At 41.6% G+C, this 15680-nt stretch carries 11 protein-coding genes; 9 read left to right on the top strand and 2 right to left on the bottom strand.

Annotated elements, in window-relative coordinates:
• Positions 1-6 precede the first annotated feature (6 nt).
• Complete coding sequence (rpoC, locus tag NE664_04455; protein MCQ4725914.1) at positions 7-3576, top strand: DNA-directed RNA polymerase subunit beta'; 3570 nt, start codon at positions 7-9, stop codon at positions 3574-3576.
• Positions 3577-4453: 877 nt separating this feature from the next.
• On the opposite strand, the gene NE664_04450 is transcribed toward rpoC, so the two are convergent.
• The gene (locus NE664_04450) at positions 4454-5434 is read right to left on the bottom strand and encodes a copper amine oxidase N-terminal domain-containing protein (GenBank protein ID MCQ4725913.1); all 981 of its coding nucleotides are present in this window, start codon (positions 5432-5434) and stop codon (positions 4454-4456) included.
• Positions 5435-5776: 342 nt separating this feature from the next.
• On the opposite strand from NE664_04450, the gene rpsL reads away from it, so the two are divergent.
• The 4 genes from rpsL (at position 5777) to tuf (ending at position 10587) form a co-directional block, all read left to right on the top strand.
• Positions 5777-6193 (top strand): 30S ribosomal protein S12, encoded by a 417-nt coding sequence (rpsL, locus tag NE664_04445; GenBank protein MCQ4725912.1) that lies wholly within the window; start codon positions 5777-5779, stop codon positions 6191-6193.
• A gap of 214 nt (positions 6194-6407) precedes the next feature.
• Positions 6408-6878, top strand: coding sequence for a 30S ribosomal protein S7 (gene rpsG, locus NE664_04440; GenBank protein MCQ4725911.1), 471 nt, complete (start codon positions 6408-6410; stop codon positions 6876-6878).
• Positions 6879-7021: 143 nt separating this feature from the next.
• A complete protein-coding gene (gene fusA / locus NE664_04435; GenBank protein MCQ4725910.1) occupies positions 7022-9112 on the top strand; it encodes an elongation factor G in 2091 nt (696 codons plus the stop codon).
• Positions 9113-9393: 281 nt separating this feature from the next.
• Positions 9394-10587 carry an elongation factor Tu gene (gene tuf / locus NE664_04430; protein MCQ4725909.1) on the top strand — a complete coding sequence of 398 codons (1194 nt, stop codon included), beginning with the start codon at positions 9394-9396 and terminating at the stop codon, positions 10585-10587.
• Between the two features lie 652 nt (positions 10588-11239).
• Here the strand turns inward: tuf and NE664_04425 are convergent.
• Positions 11240-12421 (bottom strand): pyridoxal phosphate-dependent aminotransferase, encoded by a 1182-nt coding sequence (locus tag NE664_04425; protein MCQ4725908.1) that lies wholly within the window; start codon positions 12419-12421, stop codon positions 11240-11242.
• A 445-nt stretch (positions 12422-12866) separates the two neighbouring features.
• Between NE664_04425 and NE664_04420 the strand changes: the two genes are divergently transcribed.
• The 4 genes from NE664_04420 to NE664_04405 all read left to right on the top strand — a co-directional run bounded on the left by NE664_04420 (position 12867) and on the right by NE664_04405 (position 15443).
• A complete protein-coding gene (locus tag NE664_04420) occupies positions 12867-13664 on the top strand; it encodes a GTP pyrophosphokinase family protein (GenBank protein ID MCQ4725907.1) in 798 nt (265 codons plus the stop codon).
• A gap of 3 nt (positions 13665-13667) precedes the next feature.
• Positions 13668-14360, top strand: coding sequence for a metallophosphoesterase (locus NE664_04415; protein MCQ4725906.1), 693 nt, complete (start codon positions 13668-13670; stop codon positions 14358-14360).
• A gap of 15 nt (positions 14361-14375) precedes the next feature.
• Positions 14376-14819 (top strand): DUF3842 family protein, encoded by a 444-nt coding sequence (locus NE664_04410; protein ID MCQ4725905.1) that lies wholly within the window; start codon positions 14376-14378, stop codon positions 14817-14819.
• A gap of 66 nt (positions 14820-14885) precedes the next feature.
• Positions 14886-15443 (top strand): manganese efflux pump MntP family protein, encoded by a 558-nt coding sequence (locus NE664_04405; protein ID MCQ4725904.1) that lies wholly within the window; start codon positions 14886-14888, stop codon positions 15441-15443.
• The last annotated feature ends 237 nt before the right edge of the window (positions 15444-15680 follow it).

The following is a 15680-nucleotide window of genomic DNA, read 5'->3' as shown; positions in this document are numbered from 1 at the left end:
TAAAATATGGCAGCTCAAGAACAGGGCATAGTTTTTGATTCGATTAAGATAGGCCTGGCATCTCCTGAGAAAATCCGCGAATGGTCCAGAGGCGAGGTCAAAAAGCCGGAAACCATTAACTATAGGACGTTAAAGCCGGAAAGGGACGGGCTTTTCTGCGAAAGGATTTTCGGGCCCAGCAAGGACTGGGAATGCCATTGCGGCAAATACAAAAGAATTAGATATAAAGGCATTGTCTGCGACAGGTGCGGCGTTGAAGTTACAAAAAGCAAAGTAAGGCGCGAAAGGATGGGGCACATTGAACTTGCGTGCCCTGTATCCCATATCTGGTATTTTAAAGGCATACCTTCCAGAATGGGCCTTATACTTTCAATGAGCCCGCGCGCGCTTGAAAAAGTGCTTTATTTCGCAAGCTATATCGTGCTTGACCGCGGAGATACGCCTTTGCAGTATAAACAGCTCCTTACCGAAAAGGAGTTCAGGGACGCTTACGACAAATACGGCAATTCATTCAAGGTAGGTATGGGCGCCGAGGCGATTAAACAGCTTCTTATGGATATTGACCTTGAGAAAGAAAGCGTTGAACTGAAAAAACAGCTTGTTGACACAACAGGCCAGAAACGTATACGTATTATTAAAAGGCTTGAAGTTATTGAAAGTTTCAAAACTTCAAACAACAGGCCTGAATGGATGATACTTGACGCTATACCGGTTATACCGCCCGATATCCGCCCTATGGTTCAGCTTGACGGCGGAAGGTTTGCAACAAGCGATCTTAACGACCTTTACAGGCGTGTTATAAACAGGAACAACCGTTTGAAAAGGCTCCTTGATTTAGGCGCTCCCGATATTATCGTAAGGAATGAAAAAAGGATGCTTCAGGAAGCGGTCGACGCCCTTATTGACAACGGCCGCCGCGGAAGGCCGGTTACAGGGCCTGGAAACAGGGCGCTTAAATCCCTGTCGGATATGCTTAAGGGAAAGCAGGGGCGTTTCCGCCAGAATCTCCTCGGCAAACGTGTAGATTATTCAGGACGAAGCGTTATAGTTGTCGGTCCGGAACTCAAAATATATCAGTGCGGCCTTCCAAAGGAAATGGCAATCGAGCTGTTTAAGCCTTTTGTAATGAAAAAACTTGTTGAGGACGGCCTTGCGCACAATATAAAATCAGCTAAACGTATGGTTGAAAGGTTGCAGACGGAAGTTTGGGACGTTTTGGAACAGGTTATAACAGAGCACCCTGTTATGCTTAACCGTGCCCCGACGCTTCACAGGCTGGGCATACAGGCTTTTGAGCCTAAACTTGTTGAAGGAAGGGCGATTAAGCTCCACCCTCTTGTTTGTACGGCATATAATGCAGACTTTGACGGCGACCAGATGGCTGTCCATGTTCCTCTCAGCGTTGAGGCACAGGCGGAATGCAGGTTCCTTCTTCTTTCTCCGAATAACCTGCTTAAACCTTCAGACGGAGCTCCGGTTACGGTTCCTTCTCAGGACATGATATTGGGTATGTACTATTTAACGCTTGTTAAAGAAGGTGAAAAAGGCGAAGGCAAAGTATTCAAAGACGAACTTGAAGCTATGCTTGCTTATGACAATCATGAAATTACGCTTCACGCTAAGATTAAGGTAAGGCGTACTCTTGAATTTAACGGCGTCAAAGAGTCAAGGATTGTTGAAACAACAGTAGGCCGTATTATATTTAACGAGGCTATTCCTCAAAACCTCGGATATATCGACAGGACAAAGGATGAAGATAAATTCAGGTACGAAATTGACTTCCTTGTTGATAAAAAGGCGATTGGGAAAATTATTAACCGTTGCATAAATAAATGCGGTTCGACTGATACTGCGGAAGTGCTTGACAAAATAAAAGCCCTCGGTTTTAAATTCTCAACAAGAGGAGCCCTTACGGTTTCAGTTTCTGATATGGAAATACCCGCAACTAAACAGGCGCATCTTGAAGAAGCCGAGGCGGCGGTTGAAGTTATAACAAAGAAGTTCAGGCGCGGACTTATGACTGACGAAGAACGCCATAATAAAGTTATAGAGGCATGGAATATTGCCAATGACAAAATAACTGTAGACCTTCTTAACGGTCTTGGAAAATACAATAATATATTCATGATGGCTAACTCGGGAGCCCGTGGTTCCAACAGCCAGATCAAACAGCTTGCCGGCATGCGAGGGCTTATGGCCAACCCGTCCGGCGGTATTATTGAACTTCCTATAAAGGCTAACTTCCGTGAAGGGCTTTCTGTTCTCGAGTATTTTATTTCAGCTCACGGAGCAAGAAAAGGTCTTACCGACACGGCGCTTAGGACGGCCGACTCCGGGTACCTTACAAGAAGGCTCGTAGACGTTTCACAGGATATTATTATCCGCGAATGGGACTGTACTCCGGAAGGCAAAGAAGTTCCGGGGCTTTGGGTTTCAGCATTCCTTGACGGAAATGAAGTTATTGAAAGCCTTCAGGATAGGATTAGAGGCCGTTGGAGCGTTGAAAATATTGTTCATCCCGAAACAGGCGAAGTTATAGTTGAAGCCGATACAAGGATTACAAACGACCAGGCGGAAGCTGTAGAGAAGGCCGGAATTAAGAAAGTCCTTATCAGGACTGTGCTTACATGCCGCTCTACAATCGGTATATGCGCTAAGTGCTACGGTGCGAACATGGCAAGCGGACGTTCCGTACGGATCGGCGAGTCTGTCGGAATTATAGCGGCGCAGTCAATCGGCGAACCGGGCACGCAGCTTACGATGCGTACTTTCCATACGGGCGGTATCGCCGGAGACGACATCACACAAGGTCTCCCTCGTGTCGAAGAACTTTTTGAGGCAAGGAAACCAAAAGGACTTGCAATTATTTCGGAGTTCGGAGGTATGGTTAAACTTAACGAAACTAAGAAGAAAAGGGAAGTTACTATCACTAATAATGAAACAGGCGAAAGTAAAGACTACCTTATACCTTACGGTTCAAGGATTAAAGTTTTTGACGGCGACATTATAGGAGCGGGCGATGAAATAACCGAAGGAAGCGTTAATCCTCACGACATACTCAAGATTAAAGGCCTTAGGGGCGTTCAGGACTATATGATTCAGGAAGTTCAGCGAGTTTACCGTTTACAGGGCGTTGAAATCAATGACAAGCATATAGAAGTTATCGTGCGCCAGATGCTTAAAAGAGTTAAGATTGAAGAAAACGGCGATACGGAATTCCTTCCGGGAAGTCTTGTGGACTGGCTTACGTTTGAAAACACAAATGCGGAAATGATTGAAAAAGGCCTTGAGCCTGCAAAAGGCACAAGGGTGCTTTTGGGTATTACAAAAGCGTCGCTTGCCACGGATTCGTTCCTTTCGGCAGCGTCATTCCAGGAAACAACAAGGGTTCTTACGGAAGCGGCTATTAAAGGAAAGATTGATCCGCTTATCGGTCTTAAAGAAAATGTTATTATCGGTAAGCTTATACCGGCTGGAACAGGTATGGGAAGGTACCGCAATATTGATGTTGTTCCGGCTTCCGAAACAGAGGAGCTTACGGCGGCGGCTGAAAATGCCGAAGCATTGGATTATTGATAAAAATGCATGCAATAATGTTTGACTGTATTTAAAGCGGAAAGCCTTTCAAGCGTATTAAATTTACGCTTGAAAGGCTTTTTTATATGGATGATAAATATCATAAATTTTATTTGGGAAATATGCCCGCATGGTGTGAAATTTATATGAAAATCATATTCATTATTCGCTGTTGTGAAGCTTTGCTATGAAGCATATTTTTTAAGTGCTTACGTTTGGATTTTTTAGGGATATATTTTTTTGCTCCGCAATATGTGCTCTTATACATAATATTTTTTTATGAAAAGTATAATATTTTTTAGGAATAATATAGCTTCGCTTTACAAGGGCACGCGCGCTACACAAGGAAAAATTTTCCGCATTTACTTGTTGCACACGTTTGCTTTAGGAGCCGCTATGCCGGCGCATATGCACACTGAACTGCAAAAATATTTATTTGTGAGGGCGGAGAGTTTTAACAGACGTTAGCGGCGTAAGAGCAAGGGAAAATCGTGCAGGCGCAGCCGCTCTACGTCAAGCGGATTTAATACGGCATTGCGCCGTTAACGTCCGTTAAAACCGTGTGTGTTTTTGTAAGATGAAGCTAAAAACAGTTAAAACTGTTTTTTGACAAAAAAAGTGTTTGCTTGTAAACCATGCAGTTATAAAAGTACGATTTGGACATGAACTTAAAAGGCACCTTCTTGAAACAGATAAAAGAGATATATAAGTCTGCAAGCTTAAATGAGGTTTGGCATGAGATATTTTAAGTATTTCGTATGTAAAGTGACGGCATTTTAAATTGACTATTTATATGAGAGTTTGTTATTATCATACAGTTTTAATATAAAAAAACGGCCTGTACACAAGCCGTTTTTTATACTGCATATTTGATTAATTAGGCCTCAGTTTTGCTGTCGTCGTCAGCTGTTTTGTCGTCTGCATTTTCATCAGCGGTTGTTTTGTTGTCTGTATTTTCGTCGTCAGCTTTTTCATCATCAGCTGTTTTGTCGTCAGATGTTTCGTCAGTTTCTGTTTTATCTTCAACAGCGGCATTTTCATCAGCAGTCGTTTTGTCAGTTTCTGTTTCATCAGTTACTGCTTCATCTTTATCCGCTTCGCTTTCGGCAGTTTCTGATGTGATTGTTACTGTGCTTGTAGCTTCATCCCATGAAACTTCATATCCGAAAGTTTCTGCAACAACACGGATTGGAAGATATGTTCTTTCGTTTTCTTCGTTAATAACAGGAGCCGAAGTCATTGTAACGTTTTCTTTAGCGCCTTCTTTTTCAACAACAGCTGTTGTCGAACCGATTGTTAATGAAAGTGAAACACCGTCTTTTGTAAGTACGGAAGTGTTTGTATCGGCTTTCCATTCAAGGTCGCAGCCCATTGCGTCTGATACGGCCCTGAGAGGAAGTAATGTTGTATCGTTGTCGTCTATATAAGGAAGAGCGTCGTCGAATACGATATCTTTTCCGTCAACAACAACTTTTATTGTGCCGTCATTGTCAGAGTCTTCTGTTTTGTCAGTTTCCTCTGTACCTTCTGTTTTGTCGGTATCTTCAGTACCTTCTGTTTTGTCAGTGTCTTCAGTACCTTCTGTGCTGTCAGAGTCTTCTGTTTTGTCAGTTTCCTCTGTACCTTCTGTACCTTCCGTGCCGTCGCCTGTGCCTTCTTCGCCCTTTTCGTCATTTACAGTGCTTGAGCCGTTGGCATATTCGCTGCCTTCAGTAAGGATACCGTCGTTTTCGTCAACAATACCGTCGTCTTCGGTAACGACTGCAGGATCGCGCTGTTCATCTGCAAAAACATTGATTGATGCAACGCTGACACTCATTGCCGCAATTAATAAAGCGCTAATAAATTTTCTTTTCATAAATAAAACCTCCGATGTAAAAAATATTCTTATACCTCGTCTAATTATAACATCTTTAAAAAATTTTACAACAGAAAAATAAAAAAATATAGTTAATTTTTAAATCGCTATTTTAAAATTTTTTACACAAAGCGTTTAAAATCGGCATGGATTGGAAATAAATATTCAGTGTACAAATATATTGTAATATTTTTAAATTTGCTTGACTTTTTGGAATATAGGTGTTAGAATCTTACGGTGTCTGAATTTGGGCATCTTTAGTTATGCCCGCAGGACATTGTTGTTATTGTATTTAATATACGCAGGCAGAAAGTATTAATTTTGCAAGGAGGTGCACATTAGATGCCAACATTTAATCAGTTAGTTAGAAAAGGCAGGCAGACTGTAGAAAAGAAAAGCACTGCCCCGGCTTTACAGAAAGGCCTTAACTCCCTTAAGAAGAAAGCTACAGACATTTCTTCACCACAGAGGAGGGGCGTATGCACAGCTGTTAAAACAGCTACGCCTAAAAAGCCAAACTCGGCCCTTAGGAAAATTGCGAGGGTTAGGCTTACAAACGGTATCGAAGTAACAGCATATATCCCGGGTGAGGGACACAACCTTCAGGAACACAGCGTTGTGCTTATCCGCGGCGGAAGGGTTAAAGACTTACCCGGTGTTCGTTATCACATTATCCGTGGAACGCTTGACACTGCAGGCGTTGCAAACAGGATGCAGGCTCGTTCAAAATACGGCGCTAAACGTCCTAAAAAGAAATAATTTAATAAAGGCGGGCATATTCAGCGCATGTTAATATGCGCCGACTGCAAATGCCAAGCAGGGGACAGCCCTGGATATTTAAACAAGTAATGCCTTGTACAAACAATATACAATCTGCTTAAGCGTGGTATATAGATAAGTGTAAGGCATGAAACGTGTAACCGCATTGTACACGAGTACCTATGATTTAACTATTATTAAGGAGGGAAGAATCGTGCCAAGGAAAGGTCATGTAACTAAAAGGGAAGTATTGCCGGACCCATTATATAAAAGCAAAAACGTAACAAAACTTATCAACAGCGTTATGCTTGACGGCAAAAAAGGCGTTGCACAGAGGATTGTTTACGGCGCATTCGATAAAGTAGCAGAAAAAACAGGCAAAGATCCTATTGAGGCTTTTGAGGAAGCTATGAACAACATTATGCCTGTGCTTGAAGTTAAAGCGCGCCGTGTCGGCGGCGCAACATATCAGGTTCCGATGGAAATCAGGCCTGAGAGGAGAAGGACATTGGGCCTTCGCTGGTTAACGCTTTACGCAAGAAAGCGCGGCGAAAAGACAATGGAAGACCGTCTTGCCGGTGAACTTATGGACGCCCTTAACAACACGGGCGGCGCCTGCAAGAAAAAAGATGAAACACATAAAATGGCAGAGGCTAACAAGGCTTTCTCACATTACAAATGGTAATTTTTCGCATATGCCATTAAGGGCAGTGCAGTTTATAAGAACGTATCTGTGCTTGCCGGCGCTTGGAACTGCAAGAGCCGGCAGGATATTTTGTTTTAAAACCGCCGGTATGGGCGGGCAATAAATTTAAGGAGGAGTAATTTTTGGCTAACAGAGCATTTCCACTTGAAAAAACCAGAAATATTGGTATCATGGCTCATATTGATGCCGGTAAAACTACCCTCACAGAGCGTATCCTTTACTATACAGGCCGTAATTATAAGATTGGCGATACCCATGAAGGTACAGCCACTATGGACTGGATGGAGCAGGAGCAGGAAAGGGGCATCACAATTACGTCTGCCGCTACTACAGCTCAGTGGGAAGGTAATAGAATAAATATTATTGATACACCAGGACACGTTGACTTTACTGTAGAGGTTGAACGTTCACTTCGTGTACTTGACGGTGCAGTATGCGTTTTCTGCGCTAAAGGCGGCGTTGAACCACAGAGCGAAACAGTTTGGCACCAGGCTGACAACTACAATGTACCTAGAATGGCGTTTGTAAACAAAATGGACATTATGGGCGCTGATTTTTATAACGTAGTTGATATGATGAAAGACAGGCTTGGCTGTTCACCTGTACCCGTAGCGCTTCCTATCGGCGCCGAGGCTTTCTTTAAAGGTATTATAGACTTAATGGAAATGAAAGCTTATATCTATAACGATGACCTTGGCAAAGACATTTCTGTTGAGGAAATTCCCGATGACATGAAGGAAAAGGCACAGCAGTACCATGATGAAATGATAGAGCATATCGCCGAAACAGACGAAGCTTTAATGGAAAAATTCTTTGAAGGCGAAGAAATAACCATTGAAGAGTTAAAAGCGGCGTTAAGGAAAGCTTGCATCGCATGCCAGCTTGTTCCGGTTTTCTGCGGTTCCGCTTACAGAAACAGGGGCGTTCAGAAGCTTCTTGACGGAGTTATCGATTATATGCCTGCTCCTACTGATATTCCTGCTATAAAGGGCGTTGATCCTGCTACAGGCGAAGAAGTTGAAAGACATTCTTCAGATTCGGAACCGTTTGCGGCTCTTGCATTCAAGATTATGAACGACCCGTTTGTAGGAAAGCTTGCTTTCTTCAGGGTTTATTCAGGAACATGTGAAGCCGGATCTTATGTATATAACTCAGTTAAAGGCAAAAAAGAGCGTTTCGGACGTATTCTTCAGATGCATGCCAACCACAGGGAAGAAATCGACAAAGTTTATGCCGGAGATATTGCCGCTGCCGTTGGATTTAAGCTTACTACAACGGGAGATACAATCTGTGACGAAGACCATGAAGTTGTGCTTGAATCAATGGTATTCCCAGAGCCGGTTATTTCGGTTGCTATCGAGCCTAAAACAAAAGCCGGCAGGGATAAAATGGGTATTGCCCTTGCTAAGCTTGCAGAGGAAGACCCTACGTTCAAAACTCATACGGATCAGGAAACAGGCGATACAATTATTTCAGGTATGGGCGAACTCCACCTTGAAATTATTGTTGACCGTTTATTAAGGGAATTTAAGGTTGAGGCTAATGTAGGCGCTCCTCAGGTTGCTTACAGGGAAACATTCCGCAAGGCTGTTGACGTTGAAGGCAAATTTGTACGTCAGTCAGGCGGACGCGGACAGTACGGCCATTGTAAAGTTAAATTCTTCCCAATCGGTACAGACGCTGAAAATAACTATGAATTTGTTAACAGCGTAGTAGGCGGCGCTATTCCTAAGGAATATATACCGGCTATCGACAAAGGTATCCAAGAAGCTATGAACAGCGGTATCCTTGGCGGCTATCCTGTGCTCGGCGTTAAAGCTGAGGTTTATGACGGAAGCTACCATGATGTCGACTCATCTGAAATGGCATACCAGATTGCAGGTTCTATGGCATTTAAAGAGGCCATGAGAAAAGGCGACGCCGTTCTTCTTGAGCCTATTATGAAGGTTACCGTTACAGTTCCGGAGCAGTACATGGGCGATGTTATCGGCGACATTAACTCACGCCGTGGACGTATTGAAGGAATGGACGACAGGAATAATGTAAAGGTTATCCATTCATATGTACCGCTTGCAGAAATGTTCGGATATTCAACAGATCTCCGTTCAAGAACTCAGGGCCGTGGCAACTATGTAATGGAAGTAGACCATTATGAGCCGTGTCCTAAGAATATTCAGGAAAAAGTTCTTGCCGGAAGGAAAGGGAACGAATAATTAAAGCAATACGTTTTGCTGTATGCGGTTATATATTAAAATAAAAGCAGAGATTATATAGGGAATATATTGCCGGACTGATTTTCGGGCATATATATTAACGTAAAAATAGCGGATTTCAATTGTTAATTTTATGTATATATAACTTTGCTTTATATAAAAAACAGTTGCAAATCTGGAAAAATTTATATATAATTATTTTTGGAATGGTTCGCCTTTCAGGGCGTTCTGCGTACAGTGGAAAAAGCGAATCTCATATATTTATAAGGAGGATTTTCAAAATGGCAAAGGCAAAATTTGAAAGAACTAAACCACATGTTAACATTGGTACAATCGGTCACGTTGACCATGGTAAAACAACATTAACAGCAGCTATCACAAAGACATTACATGAAAGGTATCAGCTTGGTGAAGCAGTTGCTTTCGACAACATTGACAAAGCTCCTGAAGAAAGGGAAAGGGGTATCACAATCTCTACAGCGCATGTTGAGTATGAAACTCCTAACAGGCACTACGCACACGTTGACTGCCCGGGACATGCCGACTACGTTAAGAACATGATTACAGGTGCTGCTCAGATGGACGGCGCTATCCTCGTTGTTGCTGCAACAGACGGCCCTATGGCTCAGACAAGGGAGCACATTCTTCTTTCACGTCAGGTAGGCGTTCCTTATATTGTTGTATTTATGAACAAATGCGACATGGTAGACGACGAAGAACTTCTTGACTTAGTTGAAATGGAAATCAGGGAACTTCTCAGCGAGTACGAATTCCCAGGCGATGATATTCCTATCGTAAGAGGTTCTGCATTCCAAGCTCTTCAGGATCCTGCAGGCCCATGGGGTGACAAGATCGTTGAATTATTTGAAATTATTGACGAATATATCCCTAACCCAGAACGTGACGTTGACAAACCTTTCCTTATGCCTGTTGAGGACGTATTCTCAATCACAGGCCGTGGTACAGTTGCTACTGGTAGGGTTGAAAGCGGCGTTGTTAAAGTATCTGACGAAGTTGAAATCGTTGGTCTTACAACTGAAAAGAGGAAAGTTGTTGTTACAGGCGTAGAAATGTTCAGGAAACTTCTTGATCAGGCTGAAGCAGGCGACAACATCGGTGTTCTTCTCCGTGGCGTTCAGAGGACTGAAATCGAAAGAGGTCAGGTTCTTGCAAAACCGGGTTCAATTACACCTCATACAAAATTCAAAGCTCAGGTTTATGTATTGAGCAAAGAAGAAGGCGGACGTCATACACCGTTCTTCAATAACTATCGTCCACAGTTCTATTTCAGGACAACAGACGTTACAGGCGTTATCTCATTACCAGAAGGCACAGAAATGTGCATGCCTGGCGACAACGTTGAAATGACAATCGAACTTATCACACCTGTAGCTATGGCTCCTGGCCTTAGGTTCGCTATCCGTGAAGGCGGAAGGACAGTTGGCGCTGGTTCTGTTATCGAAATCTTCGAGTAAAATTTATTTTTGCCCACAGTTAATGCTGTGGGCTTTTTTGTGCGTAAAATTCATTTTGCTTTGCGTGCGAATATGGAAATACGCATAGTTTGAATCAAAGGGAAGAACCGTAGGATGTATTTTAATAAGACAGGGAATTTTACAGCCGCAGTGTTAATATATTAATATCCTGCTTTGTTTCATCATTTTATCAAACAAGGCGTAAGTATGTCTTATCGCAGGCAGTTCTTATAGGCCGCAATATTTTCGAATGGGGAATGTCAAACCAATTTGCACACTATAAACCTATATAAAAAGGTATTAAATAAAAAGCCTTATGGATTTAAATCCGGAAAGCAGTTTAAAAAACAGATTACTGCAACAAGACTGCGAAACCGGTATACCGGATGAAAATATAAAGTTTTGAGCAAGGAAAAAACAGTGAAGTATTTTAAACGGATCAGTATGTTAAAACGCTGTTTAATCGCAAAATATATACCATGTTTTACGGTTAAACAGCGTTTTGTGAAATCAATTAAATATTGAGGAAAAGAATCATATGGCTTAGGCTATCTGCAAACATATTGAAATATTTGGAGATGTAAATTTAAAAGTACAATGTTATTTTAAACAAAAAATTATTATAAAAGGCTTTTTGCCGTAATTATTGGCATTACTTAAAATTATAGTTTGCGGCGGCGGCTTTTTTCTTTAATTTTTCAAGGCGGTTCAACGCCTCGTTTAGAGTGTCCTCATTTTTGGCGAAGTGGAAACGTATGTAGTTATTTATGTTGTCCCTGAAGAAGCTGGACCCGGGAACTGCGCCGACTCCTACTTCCCTTGCAAGCCATTGGCAGAAGTTTATATCGTTTGTTACCCCGAATTCTGATACGTCAACCATTACATAATACGCTCCCTGAGGTTCGGTATAGTTTAATCCAATCCGCTTTAGCCCGTTTATAAAAATATCCTTTTTTGTACTGTAAATTTTCAAAAGGTTTTTGTAATAATCATCTCCGAAATTAAGCGCTGCAACTATTGCTTCCTGTAAAGGGGCCGCCGCCCCTACGGTGAGAAAATCGTGGACTTTTTTCGCCGCGTCAACTATATATTCCGGAGCAATGATATATCCTAAACGCCATCCTGTTATTGAATATGTTTTTGAAAGCGAATTGCAGGTAACGGTTCTTTCAAACATACCGGGAAGCGTGGAGAAATATATGTGTTTGTTGGGTTCGTAAACAATATGTTCATAAACTTCATCAGTTATAACGAATGTGTCGTATTTTTCTGCAAGGCCTGCAATTATTTTAAGTTCCTCAAGGGCAAATACCCTTCCGCTTGGATTTGACGGGTTGCATAATATGATTGCTTTCGGACGTTGTTTAAATGCGTTTTCCAATACGTCCGCGTCAAATGTGAACTCAGGTGGATTAAGCGGCACATATATCGGTATCGCTCCGGTCAGGATAGCGTCAGCTCCGTAATTTTCGTAAAACGGTGAAAACACTATAACTTTATCACCGATATTGCATATGGTCATCATAGCGGCCATCATGGCTTCTGTACTTCCGCATGTAACAAGTATGTTTTTTTCGGGATCGATTTTCTGCCCTGCAAAATGTCCGTGCTTTTTAGAAAGGGCTTCGCGCATACGTTGTGATCCCCAGGTAATTTCGTATTGGTGGAAGTTTTCATATACAACTTCCCTCAGCCTGTCCAAAAGTTCTTTTGGAGGGTTGAAGTCGGGGAACCCCTGGGATAGATTTACTGCATTATGCTCAAGGGAAATCCTTGTCATTTTTCTTATCATTGATTCGGTAAAGGTGTCTGTACGTGTGCTGATAGACGGCATTTTTATTCCTCCGATATATAAAATTAACGCCGCATAGGGGATTGAACACTTTGCAGGGCGCTTTTATTTAGAAAATGTATCATATTATAACATTATTAATTTCTAAAGGCATATATTTTTTATGTGTTCGCTGTTAAATATATAAAAACGGCAAAATATTAAAATATAAAAAGAACTTTACCCGACGGGATTGAAATAAAAGAAAAAACAGCGGCTGTGCCGGTATATATAATTATTTTAACAGCTGCTATAAAAAGTATTTTAAATGAAAAATCAATATTGGTCTACAAAAAATTGAAATATTTATTATGTGAGTAAAATTTTTACGCATTATGTTAAAAATAAAACAAATAACTTTCGTTGATAAATACATAAAAAAATAGTACAATAATAAATAAGGTTTGTAAATTTTGGTTTTAAATCTTTGCAAAGGGAGTTGTACCTTGTGAATGTAATTAATTGGAAGGAAATGCTTTATCCTTATGAACAGACTGTAGCCGAGCTTAAAACCAAGCTTGAGTACATAATGAATGAGTACAGGCTCCGCGGTATGTATTCGCCTATGGAATCTATATCGGGAAGAGTTAAAAAGCCGTCGAGCATTTTAAATAAGGCGAAGAAAAAGAGTATTCCCGTTGAAAAAATTGAAGATGAAATTGAAGACATAGCAGGGATTAGGATTATATGCCAGTTTGTAGAGGATATACCTAAGGTTATATCTCTTATACGAAGGCGCGACGGCAGGGATCTTACTATAGTTGAGGAACGGGATTACATTACTAATACAAAAGACAGCGGTTACAGGAGCTACCATATAATTATAAAATATGCCATTAACACCGTGGACGGCTACAGAGAGGTGCTCGGAGAAATCCAAATACGGACGCTTGCAATGAATTTCTGGGCTGTTACCGAACATTCGCTGAAGTATAAATATCAGGGCAATATACCGGAAGAGATAAAACATAGGCTTTTAAGCTGTGCAGACGCGGCCTTTAACCTGGATAATGAGATGTCTACAATAAGAAACGAAATAATGTATGCGCAAAGGCTCAACAAGCAGAAAGACAATATTGTCGCCGATATTATAGACCATATACAGAATATGTATTTTGTTGCGAAGCTTTCGGAAATGGAGGACATAAATAAACGCTTTGTGGGCCTTTGGAACAGCGGCGATATTGATAAGCTTAAGGATTTCCGCCAAGACTTGTGCGAAATGGCTAAAAGATACGGGGTGTGAAGTATGGCGGTTTTTGCAATAGGCGATCTGCATTTATCGTTTGCAAGGCCAAAGCCTATGGAAGTATTCGGCGATAGTTGGATACGCCATGCAGAAAAGATAGCGGATAATTGGAAGGCGGTTGTCGGGGATAAAGATACTGTTCTTATACCGGGGGATATTTCATGGGCCCTCAGAATGGATGACGCCGACGTTGACCTTAAATTTATACGCGGGCTTCCCGGAAATAAAATACTTTCAAGAGGAAATCATGATTATTGGTGGGGAAGCGCTTCGGGGCTTAACAGCAGGTATGCGGGCATGCATTTCCTTCAAAATGAGCATGTCGGATGTAACGGTATTGCTGTATGCGCCTCAAGGGGATGGATTATTCCGGAGGATGAAAAGTTTACGGCGGAGGACATGAAAATATATAAAAGGGAGCTTATTAGATGCCGTCTGTCGCTGGATTCGGCTTTATTTAAAGGATATAAGGAAATTTTATTTATGATGCACTACCCTCCGGCTTATTCATGGGCGCCGGAAACTGGATTTACAAAATTATTTGAGGAATATCAGGTTAAAAATGTGGTATACGGCCACCTTCATGGTGAAAAAAATTTTGGCGCAGGAATTACGGGGTATAACAAAGGCATAAATTATACTTTAGTTTCTTCCGACTATATTAATTTCTGCCCTAAAAAAATTATAGACTGATTTTAGGAGGAAAATATGGTAATAATGGTAGTAGACGGCCAAGGGGGCGGTATAGGGAAAGCGATTATCGAAAAACTTATCCCTGTTGTCGGAAGCGAACATCAGGTTGTCGCCGTTGGGACAAATTCAATAGCTACCAGCGCGATGCTTAAAGCGGGGGCAACAAATATAGCTACAGGCGAGAACGCCGTTAAATATAATGCAGAAAGGGCTGATATAATTATCGGCAGCCTTGGCATCATAAGCGCAAACTCCATGTTTGGGGAGTTGTCGCCGCAAATGGCAAATGCAATAAGCGAAAGCGAAGCAATGAAGGTTTTGATACCGTTAAAAAGGTGCGGCCTTTACGTTGTTGGCGTTAATACCGAATCACTGCCGAAAATGATTGATGAAGCTGTTGAAACAGTTAAGGATTGCATAAGCGGGCTTAAACATTCGCATCATAAACATTATCATTAGTTTTACATCAGTATAAGTATAAAAACGGCTTTAATAAATAAAATAAATATTTAGGACAGGTGAATTATGGGATTTATAACGGTATTTTTGATTGCTTTAGGGCTTGCTATGGACGCGTTTGCAGTTTCTATTTCAAACGGCGTTGCCGTTAAGTCGTGCGGCGGCATGCAAAGCTTGAAGGTAGGGGCCTTTTTCGGCGGATTCCAGTTCATAATGCCGATATTAGGATGGTATCTTGGAAGCAGCGTAAAAGAGTATATAGAATCTTTTGACCATTGGATAGCCTTTATACTGTTGTTTGTAATCGGCGCCAATATGATTAAAGAATCATTTTCAAAAGAAGAAATGCGCTGTGAATTTATGCTCTCTAATAAAAGGCTTGCAGTTCAGGCCGTTGCGACAAGTATTGACGCTCTTGCAGTAGGAGTAAGTTTTGCCGTGTTGGATACATATATTGTAAGCGCGGCGGCAATTATAGGGATTGTATGCTTTATACTTTCGTTTACCGGTATGGTTATAGGGAAAGCCCTTGGAAGCGTTTTTAAAGAAAGGGCGGAATTTTTAGGCGGCATAATACTGATTGTCATAGGTTTAAAAATACTTGCCGAACATACTGTCTTATAGTGCGGCGGCTGTCTTGAATTAAGTTAAGCGGGTTTTTAAATTATCAGAAAAACTTCAGCGTTTGCACAGCGCCGCAGATGTGCGTAAACATGTAAATTTCGGATTTCGGTCCCGTTTGCGGCACTGTGCGGGCCGACGGTGTTTATGCATTGATTTTTTATGAAGGAATGTGTCAAAGGCGCTTGATTAGGCGTTTTAGCGCAGAGCTGATTTTTGAAGCAAAGCTTTGCAGACTTA

Source organism: Anaerotignum faecicola (genome assembly GCA_024460105.1).
GTDB lineage: Bacteria > Bacillota > Clostridia > Lachnospirales > Anaerotignaceae > JANFXS01.
This window is presented reverse-complemented; position numbering and strand designations above follow the sequence as displayed.